Genomic DNA, 13,514 nt, shown 5'->3' on the forward strand with positions numbered 1-13,514 from the left:
GAAATTTCAGGGAGCGGTTTTGAAGAAAGTCAGCATCATTGATGTCGCAAAGCATGCGGGCGTGTCGGTTTCTACCGTTTCGCTGGTGCTGCGCCAGAAAGGGAAGATCTCAGAGGCGACGATCGGGAAGGTCAATGCCGCCATCACAACGCTGGGCTATGTTCATAACGTCGCCGCTGCCAATCTTCGCGCCAACACCTCCAACTTAATCGGCCTGATCCTGCGCGACTTCAGCGACAGCTTTTCCATCAAGGTGATGGCGAGCATCGTTCAGGAGCTGGAGAAACAGGGTTATATGGTATTTCTCGGTCAGCCGCTGAACGACGGCGAACATCTTGAGCGTACCCTGCTCTCATTTAAGCAGCAGGGCGTGGCGGGCGTCATCTACCTGGCGTCGGACACCCGCGCCGCCTCTCTTCCGGAACACATTCGTCACTGCCCGCTGCCGCTTGTGGCGGTTTCGCAGTCGTTGCTGGAAGAGAAATGCAACCTGGTGATGCGCGATAATCGCCAGGCGGCGAACCTGGCCGCGCGTTATCTTATCGAGCGCGGGCACCGTAACATCGCCTACATTGGCGGGCGCGACGGGTGCCGTATCCGCGAGCAGCGCCTGCTTGGTTTTCGCAGCGCGATGACGCAGAGCGGCCTGGTCTGGCGTGAGGAATATTCTCCCGCCTGCACCGATGACACGCAGGCGGCGGCCATGGCGACTCGTCAGCTGCTGGAGAAGAACAACACGATTACCGCCCTGCTCTGCCATTCACCGGACGCGATGATCGGTTCAATCTCAGGTATTCACCAGGTGGGGCGCACGGTGGGTAAAGACGTGTTTTTAACCCAGCAGGTTGCGCTGATTGGTTTTGAAGATATGCTCCACGTTAATCTCACGTCGCCGTCACTGACTTACGTTTCGTCTGCCAGCGAAGAGACCGGCCGCCAGGCGGCAGGGCTGATGATCCGCAGGCTGAAAGAGCCGGATCTGCAAACGCAGCGCATTACCCTCTCCGGGCAGCTTATCGCGCGGGAATCGGCGTAAAATCAGAATTTAGCACAGGTTTGCTGCGGCGAATCTGCTGCTATATTCCCATGATTTGCCATGGATAAATGCAATGCCTACCGTTATCACCCACGCTGCCGTACCTCTGTGTCTGGGCTTAGGTCTCGGAACCAAAGTCATCCCACCCCGCCTGCTGTTTGCCGGGATCGTCCTCGCCATGCTGCCCGATGCCGACGTACTGGCGTTTAAATTCGGTGTTGCCTACGGGAATATTTTCGGCCACCGCGGTTTCACTCATTCGCTACTGTTTGCCCTGGTGGTGCCGATACTCTGCGTGCTGGCAGGCCGACGTTGGTTCAGAGCCAGCCTGACGCGGTGCTGGCTGTTTTTAACCGTATCATTGCTGTCGCACAGCCTGCTGGATTCAATAACGACAGGCGGGAAAGGCGTCGGCTGGCTGTGGCCCTGGTCAGATGAGCGCTTCTTTGCGCCGTGGCAGGTGATCAAGGTCGCGCCGTTTGCGCTGTCGCGCTACGCCACGCCCTACGGGCATGAGGTCATTATCTCGGAACTGCTGTGGGTGTGGCTGCCGGGGATGGTGCTGATGGGGTTGCTGTGGTGGAGGCGGAGGTAAAAGAAAAGCCGGGTGGCGGCTACGCCTTACCCGGCCTACGGTCGTGATTTTGTAGGCCCGGTAAGCGTTAGCGCCACCGGGCGTTACGGACCTACTTACGACGCCAGGTGGTTCCCTGCGGGCCGTCTTCCAGAATAATGCCCATCTCGGTCAGACGGTTACGCGCCGCATCCGCCGCCGCCCAGTCTTTCGCCTGACGCGCTTCGAGACGTGCTTTGATCAGTGCTTCAATTTCCGCCACTTCACCGTCGTCCGCCTGCGCGCCGCTTTGCAGGAACAGGTCCGGCTCCTGCTCCAGCAGGCCGAGCACGGAAGAGAGCTTACGCAGATGAGACGCCAGCGCATTGGCCGCCGCCATATCTTCTGACTTCAGGCGGTTCACCTCACGCGCCATGTCGAACAGCACGGAGTAGGCTTCCGGGGTGTTGAAGTCGTCGTTCATGACCTCAACGAAGCGGGCCTCGAACGCCTCACCGCCTGCGGCCGGAACAGATTTATCGGTGCCGCGCAAGGCGGTATACAGACGCTCCAGCGCAGCGCGCGCCTGCTTCAGGTTCTCTTCGCTGTAGTTCAGCTGGCTGCGATAGTGGCCAGACATCAGGAAGTAGCGCACGGTTTCCGCGTCGTAATACTTCAGCACGTCGCGCACGGTGAAGAAGTTACCCAGCGATTTCGACATCTTCTCGCGGTCAACCATCACCATCCCGGAGTGCATCCAGTAGTTCACGTACTCGCCGCCGTGTGCACAGGTGGACTGCGCGATTTCGTTTTCATGGTGCGGGAACATCAGATCCGAACCGCCGCCATGGATGTCGAAATGGTTGCCCAGCTGCTTGCAGTTCATCGCGGAACATTCAATGTGCCAGCCCGGACGCCCTTCGCCCCACGGGGATGGCCAGCTCGGTTCGCCCGCTTTGGACATCTTCCACAGCACGAAGTCCATCGGATTACGCTTCACGTCCACCACGTCCACGCGCGCGCCGGCCTGGAGCTGGTCCAGATCCTGGCGGGAAAGCGCACCGTAGGTTGGGTCCGTTGGCACCGAGAACATCACGTCGCCGTTGTCCGCCACATAGGCGTGACCGCGCTCGATCAGCTTTTGGGTGATATCAATGATTTCATGGATATGGTGGGTCGCACGCGGCTCGCTGTCCGGGCGCAGAATATTTAAGGCATCAAAATCCTTGTGCATTTCGGCGATCATGCGATCCACCAGCGCGACAAAGCTTTCGCCATTTTCATTAGCACGTTTAATGATTTTGTCGTCGATGTCGGTGATGTTGCGCACGTACTTCAGGTTGTAGCCCAGGAAGCGCAGGTAGCGTGACACCACGTCGAACGCGACAAAGGTACGGCCATGGCCGATATGACAGAGATCGTAAACCGTAATACCACACACGTACATGCCGACTTCCCCGGCATGGATAGGTTTAAATTCCTCTTTTTGGCGCGTCATTGTATTAAAGATTTTTAACATCGAAGATTCCATGTAAACACGTGTGTGGATTGTTTGTTCCTTATAATACCCATAATTCGGAGTACGGTCAGCACACAATGCAAGGTGATCGTGTCCTGTGGTTATGCTATAACAAGCCCCTATATGTGACCCGAGCACGGGTCGACGCACCACAATAACGGAACAGGATGCAAAAATGGTTACTTTCCACACTAATCATGGCGATATCGTAATCAAAACCTTTGATGACAAAGCGCCTGAAACAGTTAAAAACTTCCTGGACTACTGCCGCGAAGGTTTCTACAACAACACTATTTTCCACCGTGTGATCAACGGCTTTATGATCCAGGGCGGCGGTTTCGAGCCTGGCATGCGCCAGAAAGAGACGAAAGAAGCGATCAAAAACGAAGCGAACAACGGCCTGAAAAACACCCGTGGTACGCTGGCAATGGCCCGTACTCAGGCGCCACACTCTGCGACCGCACAGTTCTTCATCAACGTAGCGGACAACGACTTCCTGAACTTCTCTGGCGAAAGTCTGCAAGGCTGGGGCTACTGCGTATTCGCAGAAGTGGTTGAAGGAATGGACGTGGTCGACAAGATCAAAGCCGTTTCTACTGGCCGCAGCGGTATGCACCAGGACGTTCCTAAAGAAGACGTTGTGATCACAAGCGTGACCGTCAGCGAGTAATTCGTGGCGACACTCTTTATTGCGGATCTGCATCTGCAAACAGAAGAACCGGCGATAACCGCCGGTTTTCTGCGTTTTTTACGCGGTGAAGCGAAAAGCGCCGACGCGCTGTACATTCTGGGCGACCTGTTTGAGGCCTGGATAGGCGACGACGATCCGAACCCGCTGCACCGTGAGATAGCTGCGGCCATTAAAGTGCTGGTGGATTCCGGCGTCCCCTGCTATTTCATTCACGGCAACCGTGATTTCCTGATCGGCCAGCGCTACGCCCGCGAGAGCGGTATGACGCTGCTGCCGGAAGAGCAGGTGCTCAACCTCTATGGCCGCAATATTCTGATCATGCACGGCGACACGCTCTGCACTGACGATACCGGCTACCTGGCGTTTCGCGCCAAAGTTCACACCCCGTGGATCCAGAAAGTGTTCCTCGCCCTGCCGCTGTTTATCCGCAACCGCATCGCCGCCAGAATGCGCGCGGGCAGCAAGGCCGCCAACAGCAGCAAATCGATGACCATCATGGACGTCAATCCGCAGGCGGTGGTGAAGGTGATGGAGAAGCATCGCGTTCAGTGGCTGATCCACGGCCATACCCATCGTCCCGATGTGCATTCCCTTATCGCCAACGGCGAGCCCGCCCATCGCGTGGTTTTAGGCGCCTGGCACAGCGAAGGATCGATGGTCAAAGTTACGCCGGAAGGTGTCGAACTGATCGCCTTCCCGTTTTAACGCCTCCCCGTCTTTTCGCTCATTTCCTGACCACGCAACCGTTTTCCTTGCCGGTATTACATGCTATTCTCTGTGCCCTCGAAAGCAGTGTGTTCCGCACCACAGGAGTTTTAAGACGCATGTCTTCCCGCAATAATCCGGCGCGTGTCGCCATCGTGATGGGGTCCAAAAGCGACTGGGCTACCATGCAGTTCGCCGCCGAAATCTTTGAAATCCTGAATGTTCCGCACCACGTCGAAGTGGTTTCCGCGCACCGTACGCCGGATAAACTGTTCAGCTTCGCCGAAAGCGCCGAAGAGAACGGTTACGAGGTGATCATTGCCGGTGCGGGCGGCGCAGCACATCTGCCGGGCATGATTGCCGCCAAAACGCTGGTGCCGGTACTGGGTGTTCCCGTGCAAAGCGCCGCGTTAAGCGGGGTGGATAGCCTTTACTCTATCGTCCAGATGCCGCGCGGTATTCCTGTCGGTACCCTGGCGATTGGTAAAGCAGGTGCGGCAAATGCCGCCCTGCTGGCCGCGCAGATCCTGGCGACGCATGATAAAGATTTGCACCAGCGTCTGGCGGAGTGGCGTAAAGCCCAGACCGATGAGGTGCTGGATAACCCGGATCCGCGGGGTGCAGCATGAAGCAGGTTTGCGTTCTTGGTAATGGTCAGCTTGGCCGGATGCTACGTCAGGCCGGTGAGCCGCTGGGTATTGCCGTCTGGCCCGTCGGGCTGGATGCCGAGCCGGAAGCCGTGCCGTTCCATCAGAGCGTGATCACCGCCGAAATTGAACGCTGGCCGGAAACCGCCCTGACCCGCGAGCTGGCGCGCCATAACGCCTTTGTGAACCGCGACGTCTTCCCGATCATTGCCGACCGTCTCACGCAAAAACAGCTTTTCGACAAGCTCGGCCTCGCGACCGCGCCGTGGCAGCTGCTTTCCGATAAGCGCGAGTGGGATGACGTGTTTGCGATGCTGGGAGACCTGGCGATTGTGAAGCGTCGCGTCGGCGGCTACGACGGCCGCGGGCAGTGGCGCCTGCGCGCGAACGACACCGCCGAGCTGCCGGACGACTGCTACGGCGAGTGCATTGTTGAGCAGGGCATTAACTTTAGCGGTGAAGTGTCGCTGGTTGGCGCGCGCGGGCATGACGGGCACACCGTTTTTTACCCGCTAACGCATAACCTGCATCAGGACGGGATTCTGCGCACCAGCGTCGCCTTCCCGCAGGCCAATGCTGACCAGCAGGCGCAGGCGGAAGAGATGCTCTCTGCCATCATGCATGAGCTGGGCTATGTGGGCGTGATGGCGATGGAGTGTTTCGTCACGCCGTCGGGTCTGCTGATCAACGAACTTGCGCCGCGCGTGCACAACAGCGGCCACTGGACGCAAAACGGCGCCTCCATCAGCCAGTTCGAGCTGCACCTGCGCGCCATCACCGATCTGCCGCTGCCGCAGCCGGTGGTGACCAGCCCGTCGGTGATGATCAACCTGATCGGCACCGATCTGAACTACAACTGGCTGAAGCTGCCGCTGGTGCACCTGCACTGGTACGACAAAGAGGTGCGTCCGGGGCGTAAGGTCGGCCATCTGAACCTGAACGATACCGACACGGACCGCCTGAGCGCCACGCTGGAAGCGATTGTTCCCCTGCTGCCGCCAGAATATGCGAGCGGTATTGTCTGGGCGCAGTCAAAACTGAAGTAAGTATCCCTCGCCGGGGAGTTGACCTTCCCCTTCCCCGGCGTACAATCCCCGCCCATTGCTGCTCAGTTTTCTTCTGGAACCACCATGAACGATGGAACGGACTATCGCGCGATCCTCGCGTCCGATACCCCTTTAATCGACGTTCGCGCGCCGATCGAATTTGCCCAGGGTGCGATGCCCGCCGCACTCAACCTGCCCTTAATGAACGACGACGAGCGTGCCGCCGTCGGCACCTGCTATAAACGCCAGGGTCCGGACGCCGCGCTGGCGCTCGGCCATAGCCTGGTCAACGGCGAGACGCGCGAGGCGCGCATCAGCGCCTGGCGGGAAGCCTGCCTGGTCCATCCTGAGGGCTACCTTTGCTGCGCGCGCGGTGGCCAGCGCTCACACATCTCCCAGGCCTGGCTGAAAGAGGCGGGAATCGACTATCCGTTGATCCGCGGCGGCTATAAGGCCCTGCGTCAGACGGCGATTCAGGTGACCATTGAGCAGTCACAAAAGCCGATGGTGCTTATCGGCGGCTGTACCGGTAACGGTAAAACGCTGCTGGTGAAGCAGCATGCGCAGGGCATCGATCTGGAAGGGCTGGCGCACCATCGCGGCTCGTCGTTTGGTCGCACGCTCACCCCGCAGCTCTCTCAGGCGAGCTTCGAGAATCACCTTGCGGTTGAGCTATTGAAAAAAGACGCCGCGCGCTGGGTGCTTGAAGACGAGGGCCGGATGATTGGCTCTAACCACCTGCCGGAGTGCCTGCGCGACCGCATGGCTGAAGCGCCTGTCGTAGTGGTCGAGGATCCGTTTGAGATCCGTCTTGAGCGCCTGCGCGAAGAGTATTTCGTCCACATGTGGGCCGACTTTTCTGCCGCCTACGGTGAAGAGGCGGGCTGGAAAGCGTACAGCGAATATCTGCATCACGGCCTGTACGCCATTCGTCGCCGTCTGGGGCTGCAACGCTTTGCGGAATTTACCGCCCTGCTGGATGCCGCGCTTGTCGAGCAACAGCGTACTGGCAGCACTGACGCGCACTTCAGCTGGCTTGTGCCGTTGCTGAAGGACTATTACGACCCGATGTACGGCTATCAGCTGGAGAAAAAGGCGGAGAAGATTGTGTATCGCGGGACGTACGAAGAAATTGCTGAGTGGCTCGATCGCTGAAAAAAGCCGGGTGGCGGCTACGCCTTACCCGGCCTACGCGCGCTTTTGTAGCCCCGGTAAGCGCAGCGCCACCGGGGAACAAACCACTTAGAAGTCGTAACGCAGACGCACCAGGTTCATATCGTCGCCCAGGTTGTCGGTGCTGGAGGTGAACACGTGTTCGTGTTCGAAGACGTTGCCGAATGGCTTGAACGCTGAAAAAAACCGGGTGGCGGCTACGCCTTACCCGGCCTACGCGCGCTTTTGTAGCCCCGGTAAGCGCAGCGCCACCGGGAAACAAACCACTTAGAAGTCGTAACGCAGACGCACCAGGTTCATATCGCCCAGGTTGTCGGTGCTGGAGGTGAACACGTGTTCGTAATCCACACGGAAACCGTAATCCAGCTGGAAGCTGATACCTACACCGTTGTCGATGCGCTGGTAGTTACGGCCATTCACGTACTCAATACGGTCGCCCATGAAGTACGGCTGGATGGATTTCACCGCATACTGACCAACCGGGAACTTGTAACCCGCAAAGTATTCAATACCCCATGCATCACCGGCGAAGTAGTCGTTAACGGACACTTTTTTGGTGGTCAGGAAGTTCTGATACCAGCCGCCGCCTGCGGAGAAGGTCCAGTTATCCGGCGTCCAGCTCAGGGCGGTACCAAGGATGTTCTGGTCGTAGGATTTGCTGTCGCCGTTGTCCGGGTTACGCATGTCCGCGCGGGTGTAGTTCCACGCTGCGCCCCAGGTCAGATCGGTGGTCAGGTGATAATCGATACCCAGAGAACCGCCGCCTTTACGCTTGTAGCGCAGGCCGTTGCCCGGCAGGTATTCGCTGTCTTCAAACAGGTAAGAGGCGTAGATGTCAGCATCGCCCACGGTTTTCTTGTACTTCAGCATCTGGCGTGAACGGTAAGAGCCGTCGTAGTCGCCATTGATCCCGTTACCTGGCGCCTGACCAATCATGTCGTAGTCCCAGATGTCGGTTTTTGCGCCCACCACGTCATAGTACACGCTGTTCTGCTGGCCGAAGGTCAGCGTACCCCAGGTGTCGCTCTTCAGACCGGTGTAGAGCATACGACGAGAGGTGTCGTGCGCGCCGTCGGCGTAGTGATGATCCCAGTTGAACTGCGCCGGAATGTTCACACCCAGCTCGTAGTAGCTGATCCAGCTGATGTCATCGAACAGGTAGTAATCCGCAGCGAAACGGAAGCGGGTGCCGCCGTCAAAGCCGTTGCGCTTGTAGCTGTTTTTGCCGTCATCACCGGTCATATTCTGGAACTGAGGACGAATGCTGCCGCCAACAGTGAAGTTCAGGCGGCTCAGCGGGTTACCCGCCTGCGGATCCTGTTTCAGAAGGGTGATTTCCGCCTGAGATGCGAAAGAAGCCAATGCCACTGCTGCGCCGATCGTTGTCGCCAGCGCTGTTTTTCTTATAGTCATTCTTTTTCCTTGATAGACACGCTGCTAAATATTTAGCTGGTGAATATTAACCGGAAAAATTCGGGCTGTGTGGGCGGGTTTTTAATGTTTTGTGCTACTAAATGCAGGGGCATTAACGATTTGTGCCGTTAAGCGATGACGCACCAGCAGAAATGCCGGTGCGTCATCATCACGTCAGTAAACTAGCTGACAAACTGGCGGAATAGCGCTTTACCTTTCAACAGCCGGGTTCCGAGCCAGCCGCCGCACAGGGACAGCAGCACGGCGCCGCAGACGGGCAGCGTGAGCCACAGCCGCCAGTCGGGCTCCCACGGGAAGTCGAAGACTTTGCTCTGGAGTACCGCCAGCGCGGTTTCCGCCCCGATGGCCGCCACCAGGCCCGCCACCAGACCGAGCAGGGCAAATTCGCTCCACAGCGTGGCGCGCAGCAGCCGTTTACTGGCTCCCAGCGTGCGGTAGACCACCAGCTCCTGATGACGCTGACGCATGCCCACCTGCACCTGCGCCAGCAGCAACAGCACGCCGCAGACGGTCACCAGCACTACCATCACCTCCAGCGCGCGGCTCACCTGCTCCAGCACCTGCCCGACCTGTTTGAGGATCGCGCCGATATCCAGCAGGCTCACCGTCGGAAATTCCCGGTTAAGCTGCGTCAGCATGCCGTTGCCGTTTTCCCAGCGGAAGCTGGTGAGCCAGCTCTGGGGCTGTCCGTCCAGCGCCCCCGGCGGGAAGATGAAGAAGAAGTTTGGTCGCAGGCTTTCCCAGTCCACTTTACGCAGGCTGGTAACTTTGGCGGTGAAATCCTGGGTATCACCGGTGAAGGTCACGCTGTCGCCGAGGTTCACGTTCAGGCGTGTCGCCAGCCCCTCCTCCATCGACACTTCCCCCGCTTTCGGCGGCCAGGTGCCGGCAACGATCGGGTTATGGTCCGGACGTTTCGCCTGCCAGGTCAGGTTGAGTTCGCGATTGAGCGATTCATCCTTATTTCCCTCCGTCGACTGGCCGTTGATCTGCGTCAGGCGGGCGCGCACGATCGGATAGAACGATTCCGGAATAATGTGATGCTCAGACAGGAAACCCTTCAGCGGCGTCACCTGTTCAGGAGCAATGTTGATCAGGAAATAGTTCGGGCTTTCCGGCGGAAGCTGTTGCTGCCAGCGATCCAGCAGATCCCCGCGCAGCACCAGCAGAAGCGCCAGCAGCATAAACGACAGCGAAAATGCCGAGAGCTGGCTGAGGGTAGACCACGGCTGGTGCAGCAGTCGGTTAACCGCTAACCGTATGGGGAGTGATTTAACTGTCAGCTTTCTCAGGACATTAAGCAGTATCCAGCCCACTACGCCGCACAGCAGCGCCAGCACCACCGCGCCCGCCAGCACCGCCCACAGCAGCTTACTGCCGCCCATCAGCCAGGCCAACAGCCCGACCGCCACCGCAATAATCACCGGCAGATAGAACTTCAGCGGCCAGACGCTGGCCACCACATCGCGGCGCAGCACGCGCAGCGGCTGGGTGGCGAGCAGCAGCCGGTACGGGCGTAACCCCACCAGCAGGGAGATCGTCGTCATCGCGCCGATGGCCCACAGCCACGGCCAGAGGCTGGCAGGCGGTAATGCGGCGGGCAATACCGGTTTGAGCAGCACCATCAGCAGCTTTTCAAACAGCAGCCCTATCGCCCCGCCGGTCAGAGCCGACAGCGCCAGCACCATCAGCCACTGGCCGACAATCAGCTTGCGCAGCTGCGCGCGGCCCGCGCCGAGGGTTTTGAGGATCGCCACCAGATCGTAACGGCTGCGACAGTAGTGCCCCATCGCCACGGCAACCGCCGCAATGGCAAGCAGCAAGGTTAACAGCGCCGACAGCAGCAGGAACTGCTGGGAACGTTCGAGGGATTTGCCGAGCGCCCCGTCATCCTGCTCCAGCCCGTACCAGCGGTGTTCCGGCTTGAGCTGCGGCAGGAGCCATTTTTCGTACGCCTCCAGCTGCGCAGGCGTCCCGCCAAACTTATACCGCCAGGTGACACGGCTTCCCGGCTGGACGGCGTTGGTTTTCGCCACATCAGCGGTGTTCATCAGCAGGCGCGGCGCAAGCTGGAACGGATTAAATCCAGAGTCGGGCTCCTGCACCACTTCCCCGGCAATTTTGAGTGTCGCGTCGCCGACGTCGATACTGTCGCCGGGTTTCAGGTTCAGCAGCGCCATCAGTCGCGATGCCAGCAGGACCGTACCGGCCGTCGGTTTTAGCCCCGGCGGGCTGGTTTGTAAGTCACCATACATCGGGTAGATGTCATCCACGGCTTTTACGCTGGCAAGCTGCGGCGTGTCGCCCGCAAAGGTCATAGTCTGAAAGGTGATCTGCTCCCCTACCTTCAGCCCCTCTTTGCGCGCTTCCTCAATCCAGCCCGGCGGCACGGGGCGAGAACTTTGCAGAGCCCGGTCCCCGGCCATAAATTCCCGACTCTGCTGGCTAAGCCCTTTCTCCATACGATCGCTGACGCTACCGAGCGCCAGCACGCAAGCCACCGCCAGGCTCAACGCCAGCCAGACAATCAGCAGCGAGGGCGAGCGCCACTCGCGCCAGAACCAGCGGGCAATCATGCTTCCTCCTGAAGAATACCGTTCACCAGCCGCAGGCGGCGGTCGCAGCGGGCGGCCAGCTGCGGATCGTGGGTAACCAGAATCAGCGTGGTGCCGTGCTCGCGGTTGAGGGAAAACAGCAGATCGGCAATCTTGTCTCCGGTTTTACGGTCAAGGTTACCAGTGGGTTCATCGGCAAACAGCACTTCAGGGCGCCCGTTAAACGCCCGCGCCAGCGCCACGCGCTGCTGCTCACCGCCGGAAAGCTGTGCCGGAAGATGGTCGAGACGTTTTCCCAGCCCCAGCTGTTCCAGCAACGCCTTCGCGTGATCGCGGCTTTCACGAGTATTGTCACCACGCAGCAGGCCGGGCAGCTCAACGTTTTCCAGCGCGTTCAGCGTCGGGATCAGCATGAATGACTGAAAGACAAACCCGATATGCCGGGCACGCAGCGCGGCCCGGGCCTCTTCATCAAGCGCGTGCAGGGGCTGGCCGACCAGGTTCACTTCCCCACTACTGCCATCGTCCAGACCAGCGAGAATGGCCAGCAGCGTGGACTTACCGGAACCGGATTCACCAATCAGGGCGATGGTTTCGGCACGTTTGACAACGAGTTCAACTCCGGTGAGGATGGAAAGCTCGTGTTCTCCCTGACCGACGGACTTCTTAAGACGATGAACTTCAACAATGTTTTCCGCTGGCATTTGCCCTTCCTGTTTTTGATGCTGATGACCTTCCGCGCGGCGGCTGCGGACACGTTATTGATTCTGGGCGACAGCCTGAGCGCGGGCTATCGTATGGCCGCCAGTGCGGCCTGGCCCGCCCTGCTCAATGATAAATGGCAGTCCCGGGCGTCTGTCGTGAACGGCAGCATCAGCGGCGATACGTCGCAGCAAGGCTTATCGCGCCTGCCTGCCCTGCTTAAGCAGCATCAACCGCGTTGGGTGCTGGTTGAACTAGGCGGTAATGATGGTTTGCGCGGCTTCCAGCCTCAGCAAACGGAGCAAACGCTGCGGACCATTTTGCAGACCATTAAGGCCGCCAATGCCCAGCCGCTGCTGATGCAAATTCGCCTGCCCGCCAACTACGGCCGTCGGTATAATGAGGCGTTTAGCGCGATCTATCCTAAGCTTGCCAAAGAGTTTGATATTCCGCTGCTGCCATTTTTCATGGAAGAGGTCTATCTGAAACCCCAGTGGATGCAGGATGATGGCATTCACCCCAATCGCGATGCCCAGCCGTTCATTGCCGACTGGATGGCAACCCGGCTGGCTCCTTTAGTAAAACATGACTCGTCAAACAGCTGAGAACCTGACAGGTAAAGTTATGCAAAAATCGGTCTTAATAACAGGATGTTCCAGCGGAATTGGCCTTGAAAGCGCCCTTGAACTGAAACGCCAGGGGTTTTGGGTACTGGCAGCCTGCCGCAAACCCGAGGATGTCGAACGCATGCGAGGGCTGGGATTTACCGGCATTCTGCTGGATCTCGATTCGCCAGAGAGCGTAGAGCAGGCCGCCGATGAGGTTATCGCCCTGACCAACAACCGTCTTTACGGTCTGTTCAACAATGCGGGCTACGGCGTGTACGGCCCGCTACAGACTCTCTCACGGGAACAGCTGGAGCAGCAGTTCTCCGCAAACTTTTTCGGGGCGCATCAGCTTACCATGCGCCTTCTCCCCGCCATGCTGCCGCACGGCGAAGGGCGCATCGTGATGACCTCCTCGGTCATGGGCCTGATCTCCACGCCGGGCCGCGGGGCTTACGCCGCCAGTAAATATGCGCTTGAAGCCTGGTCCGATGCGTTGCGCATGGAGCTGCGCCACAGCGGTATTAAGGTCAGCCTGATTGAACCGGGCCCGATCCGCACCCGCTTTACGGAAAACGTTAACCAGACGCAGGCGGACAAACCGGTCGAAAACCCCGGCATCGCGGCGCGTTTTACGCTTGGGCCAGAAGCCGTCGTTGCCAAAGTGCGCCACGCGTTTGAGAGCGATACCCCTAAAATGCGCTATCCGGTCACGCTGGTAACCCATGCCGTCGGCTGGTTGAAACGCCTGCTGCCGGGGCGGATGATGGACAAAATTTTGCAGGGTTGAGTTGAAGCGACGACGCTTACCCCCATGTAAAGAGTAAACCGATAAAAGAGAATGCCGC

Annotated in this window: 13 protein-coding genes and 1 pseudogene; 9 read left to right on the top strand and 5 right to left on the bottom strand. The window is 58.9% G+C overall.

Going from position 1 to position 13,514, the window contains the following annotated elements; genetic code table 11:
* Positions 1-19: 19 nt before the first annotated feature.
* Together malI and ACOTX5_RS09165 are read left to right on the top strand one after the other, a co-directional pair.
* Positions 20-1,036: a Mal regulon transcriptional regulator MalI gene (gene malI, locus ACOTX5_RS09160; RefSeq protein WP_023303216.1), complete on the top strand. Its 1,017-nt coding sequence runs from the start codon at positions 20-22 to the stop codon at positions 1,034-1,036.
* Positions 1,037-1,109: 73 nt separating this feature from the next.
* Entirely contained in the window at positions 1,110-1,631 is a 522-nt protein-coding gene (locus ACOTX5_RS09165; RefSeq protein ID WP_045911097.1) for a metal-dependent hydrolase, read from the top strand.
* Positions 1,632-1,722: 91 nt separating this feature from the next.
* Here ACOTX5_RS09165 and cysS read toward each other — a convergent pair whose 3' ends face one another.
* Entirely contained in the window at positions 1,723-3,108 is a 1,386-nt protein-coding gene (gene cysS, locus ACOTX5_RS09170) for a cysteine--tRNA ligase (RefSeq protein ID WP_017383232.1), read from the bottom strand.
* Positions 3,109-3,283: 175 nt separating this feature from the next.
* Here cysS and ppiB point away from each other — a divergent pair, with 175 nt between their 5' ends.
* The 5 genes from ppiB to mnmH all read left to right on the top strand — a co-directional run bounded on the left by ppiB (position 3,284) and on the right by mnmH (position 7,352).
* Positions 3,284-3,778 carry a peptidylprolyl isomerase B gene (gene ppiB, locus ACOTX5_RS09175; protein ID WP_000256009.1) on the top strand — a complete coding sequence of 165 codons (495 nt, stop codon included), beginning with the start codon at positions 3,284-3,286 and terminating at the stop codon, positions 3,776-3,778.
* A gap of 3 nt (positions 3,779-3,781) precedes the next feature.
* Positions 3,782-4,504, top strand: a complete 723-nt coding sequence (lpxH, locus tag ACOTX5_RS09180) for a UDP-2,3-diacylglucosamine diphosphatase (RefSeq protein ID WP_017694382.1) — start codon at positions 3,782-3,784, stop codon at positions 4,502-4,504.
* Positions 4,505-4,623: 119 nt separating this feature from the next.
* Positions 4,624-5,133, top strand: coding sequence for a 5-(carboxyamino)imidazole ribonucleotide mutase (gene purE / locus ACOTX5_RS09185; protein ID WP_006809824.1), 510 nt, complete (start codon positions 4,624-4,626; stop codon positions 5,131-5,133).
* Entirely contained in the window at positions 5,130-6,197 is a 1,068-nt protein-coding gene (gene purK / locus ACOTX5_RS09190) for a 5-(carboxyamino)imidazole ribonucleotide synthase (protein ID WP_003858922.1), read from the top strand. Before purE ends, purK begins: the two co-directional genes overlap by 4 nt.
* A gap of 84 nt (positions 6,198-6,281) precedes the next feature.
* Positions 6,282-7,352, top strand: a complete 1,071-nt coding sequence (mnmH, locus tag ACOTX5_RS09195; RefSeq protein ID WP_045911098.1) for a tRNA 2-selenouridine(34) synthase MnmH — start codon at positions 6,282-6,284, stop codon at positions 7,350-7,352.
* 87 nt (positions 7,353-7,439) lie between these two features.
* Here mnmH and ACOTX5_RS09200 read toward each other — a convergent pair.
* The 4 genes and pseudogenes from ACOTX5_RS09200 to ybbA form a co-directional block, all read right to left on the bottom strand.
* Positions 7,440-7,517: pseudogene (locus ACOTX5_RS09200) on the bottom strand (hypothetical protein); the annotation flags it as partial.
* 120 nt (positions 7,518-7,637) lie between these two features.
* Positions 7,638-8,783 (bottom strand): porin, encoded by a 1,146-nt coding sequence (locus ACOTX5_RS09205; protein WP_017383228.1) that lies wholly within the window; start codon positions 8,781-8,783, stop codon positions 7,638-7,640.
* Between the two features lie 182 nt (positions 8,784-8,965).
* The gene (ybbP, locus tag ACOTX5_RS09210; RefSeq protein WP_017694385.1) at positions 8,966-11,380 is read right to left on the bottom strand and encodes a putative ABC transporter permease subunit YbbP; all 2,415 of its coding nucleotides are present in this window, start codon (positions 11,378-11,380) and stop codon (positions 8,966-8,968) included.
* Positions 11,377-12,063 carry a putative ABC transporter ATP-binding protein YbbA gene (gene ybbA / locus ACOTX5_RS09215; RefSeq protein WP_017383226.1) on the bottom strand — a complete coding sequence of 229 codons (687 nt, stop codon included), beginning with the start codon at positions 12,061-12,063 and terminating at the stop codon, positions 11,377-11,379. Before ybbA ends, ybbP begins: the two co-directional genes overlap by 4 nt.
* Here ybbA and tesA point away from each other — a divergent pair.
* Positions 12,034-12,666 carry a multifunctional acyl-CoA thioesterase I/protease I/lysophospholipase L1 gene (tesA, locus tag ACOTX5_RS09220; RefSeq protein ID WP_003858933.1) on the top strand — a complete coding sequence of 211 codons (633 nt, stop codon included), beginning with the start codon at positions 12,034-12,036 and terminating at the stop codon, positions 12,664-12,666. The genes ybbA and tesA overlap by 30 nt on opposite strands.
* Positions 12,647-13,456 carry an SDR family oxidoreductase gene (locus ACOTX5_RS09225; protein ID WP_006809829.1) on the top strand — a complete coding sequence of 270 codons (810 nt, stop codon included), beginning with the start codon at positions 12,647-12,649 and terminating at the stop codon, positions 13,454-13,456. The genes tesA and ACOTX5_RS09225 overlap by 20 nt, the downstream gene beginning before the upstream one ends.
* Positions 13,457-13,514 lie beyond the last annotated feature (58 nt).

This window comes from Enterobacter cloacae complex sp. IR5441 (genome assembly GCF_049238215.1).
Classification (GTDB): Bacteria; Pseudomonadota; Gammaproteobacteria; order Enterobacterales; family Enterobacteriaceae; genus Enterobacter; species Enterobacter hormaechei_C.

Bases quoted from the DNA above. Each gene is read 5' to 3' on its own strand.
- ACOTX5_RS09165 (WP_045911097.1), top strand. From the start codon at position 1,110: ATGCCTACCGTTATCACCCACGCTGCCGTACCTCTGTGTCTGGGCTTA.
- cysS (WP_017383232.1), bottom strand. From the start codon at position 3,108: ATGTTAAAAATCTTTAATACAATGACGCGCCAAAAAGAGGAATTTAAA.
- ppiB (WP_000256009.1), top strand. From the start codon at position 3,284: ATGGTTACTTTCCACACTAATCATGGCGATATCGTAATCAAAACCTTT.
- purE (WP_006809824.1), top strand. From the start codon at position 4,624: ATGTCTTCCCGCAATAATCCGGCGCGTGTCGCCATCGTGATGGGGTCC.
- purK (WP_003858922.1), top strand. From the start codon at position 5,130: ATGAAGCAGGTTTGCGTTCTTGGTAATGGTCAGCTTGGCCGGATGCTA.
- mnmH (WP_045911098.1), top strand. From the start codon at position 6,282: ATGAACGATGGAACGGACTATCGCGCGATCCTCGCGTCCGATACCCCT.
- ACOTX5_RS09205 (WP_017383228.1), bottom strand. From the start codon at position 8,783: ATGACTATAAGAAAAACAGCGCTGGCGACAACGATCGGCGCAGCAGTG.
- ybbP (WP_017694385.1), bottom strand. From the start codon at position 11,380: ATGATTGCCCGCTGGTTCTGGCGCGAGTGGCGCTCGCCCTCGCTGCTG.
- tesA (WP_003858933.1), top strand. From the start codon at position 12,034: ATGAACTTCAACAATGTTTTCCGCTGGCATTTGCCCTTCCTGTTTTTG.
- ybbA (WP_017383226.1), bottom strand. From the start codon at position 12,063: ATGCCAGCGGAAAACATTGTTGAAGTTCATCGTCTTAAGAAGTCCGTC.
- ACOTX5_RS09225 (WP_006809829.1), top strand. From the start codon at position 12,647: ATGACTCGTCAAACAGCTGAGAACCTGACAGGTAAAGTTATGCAAAAA.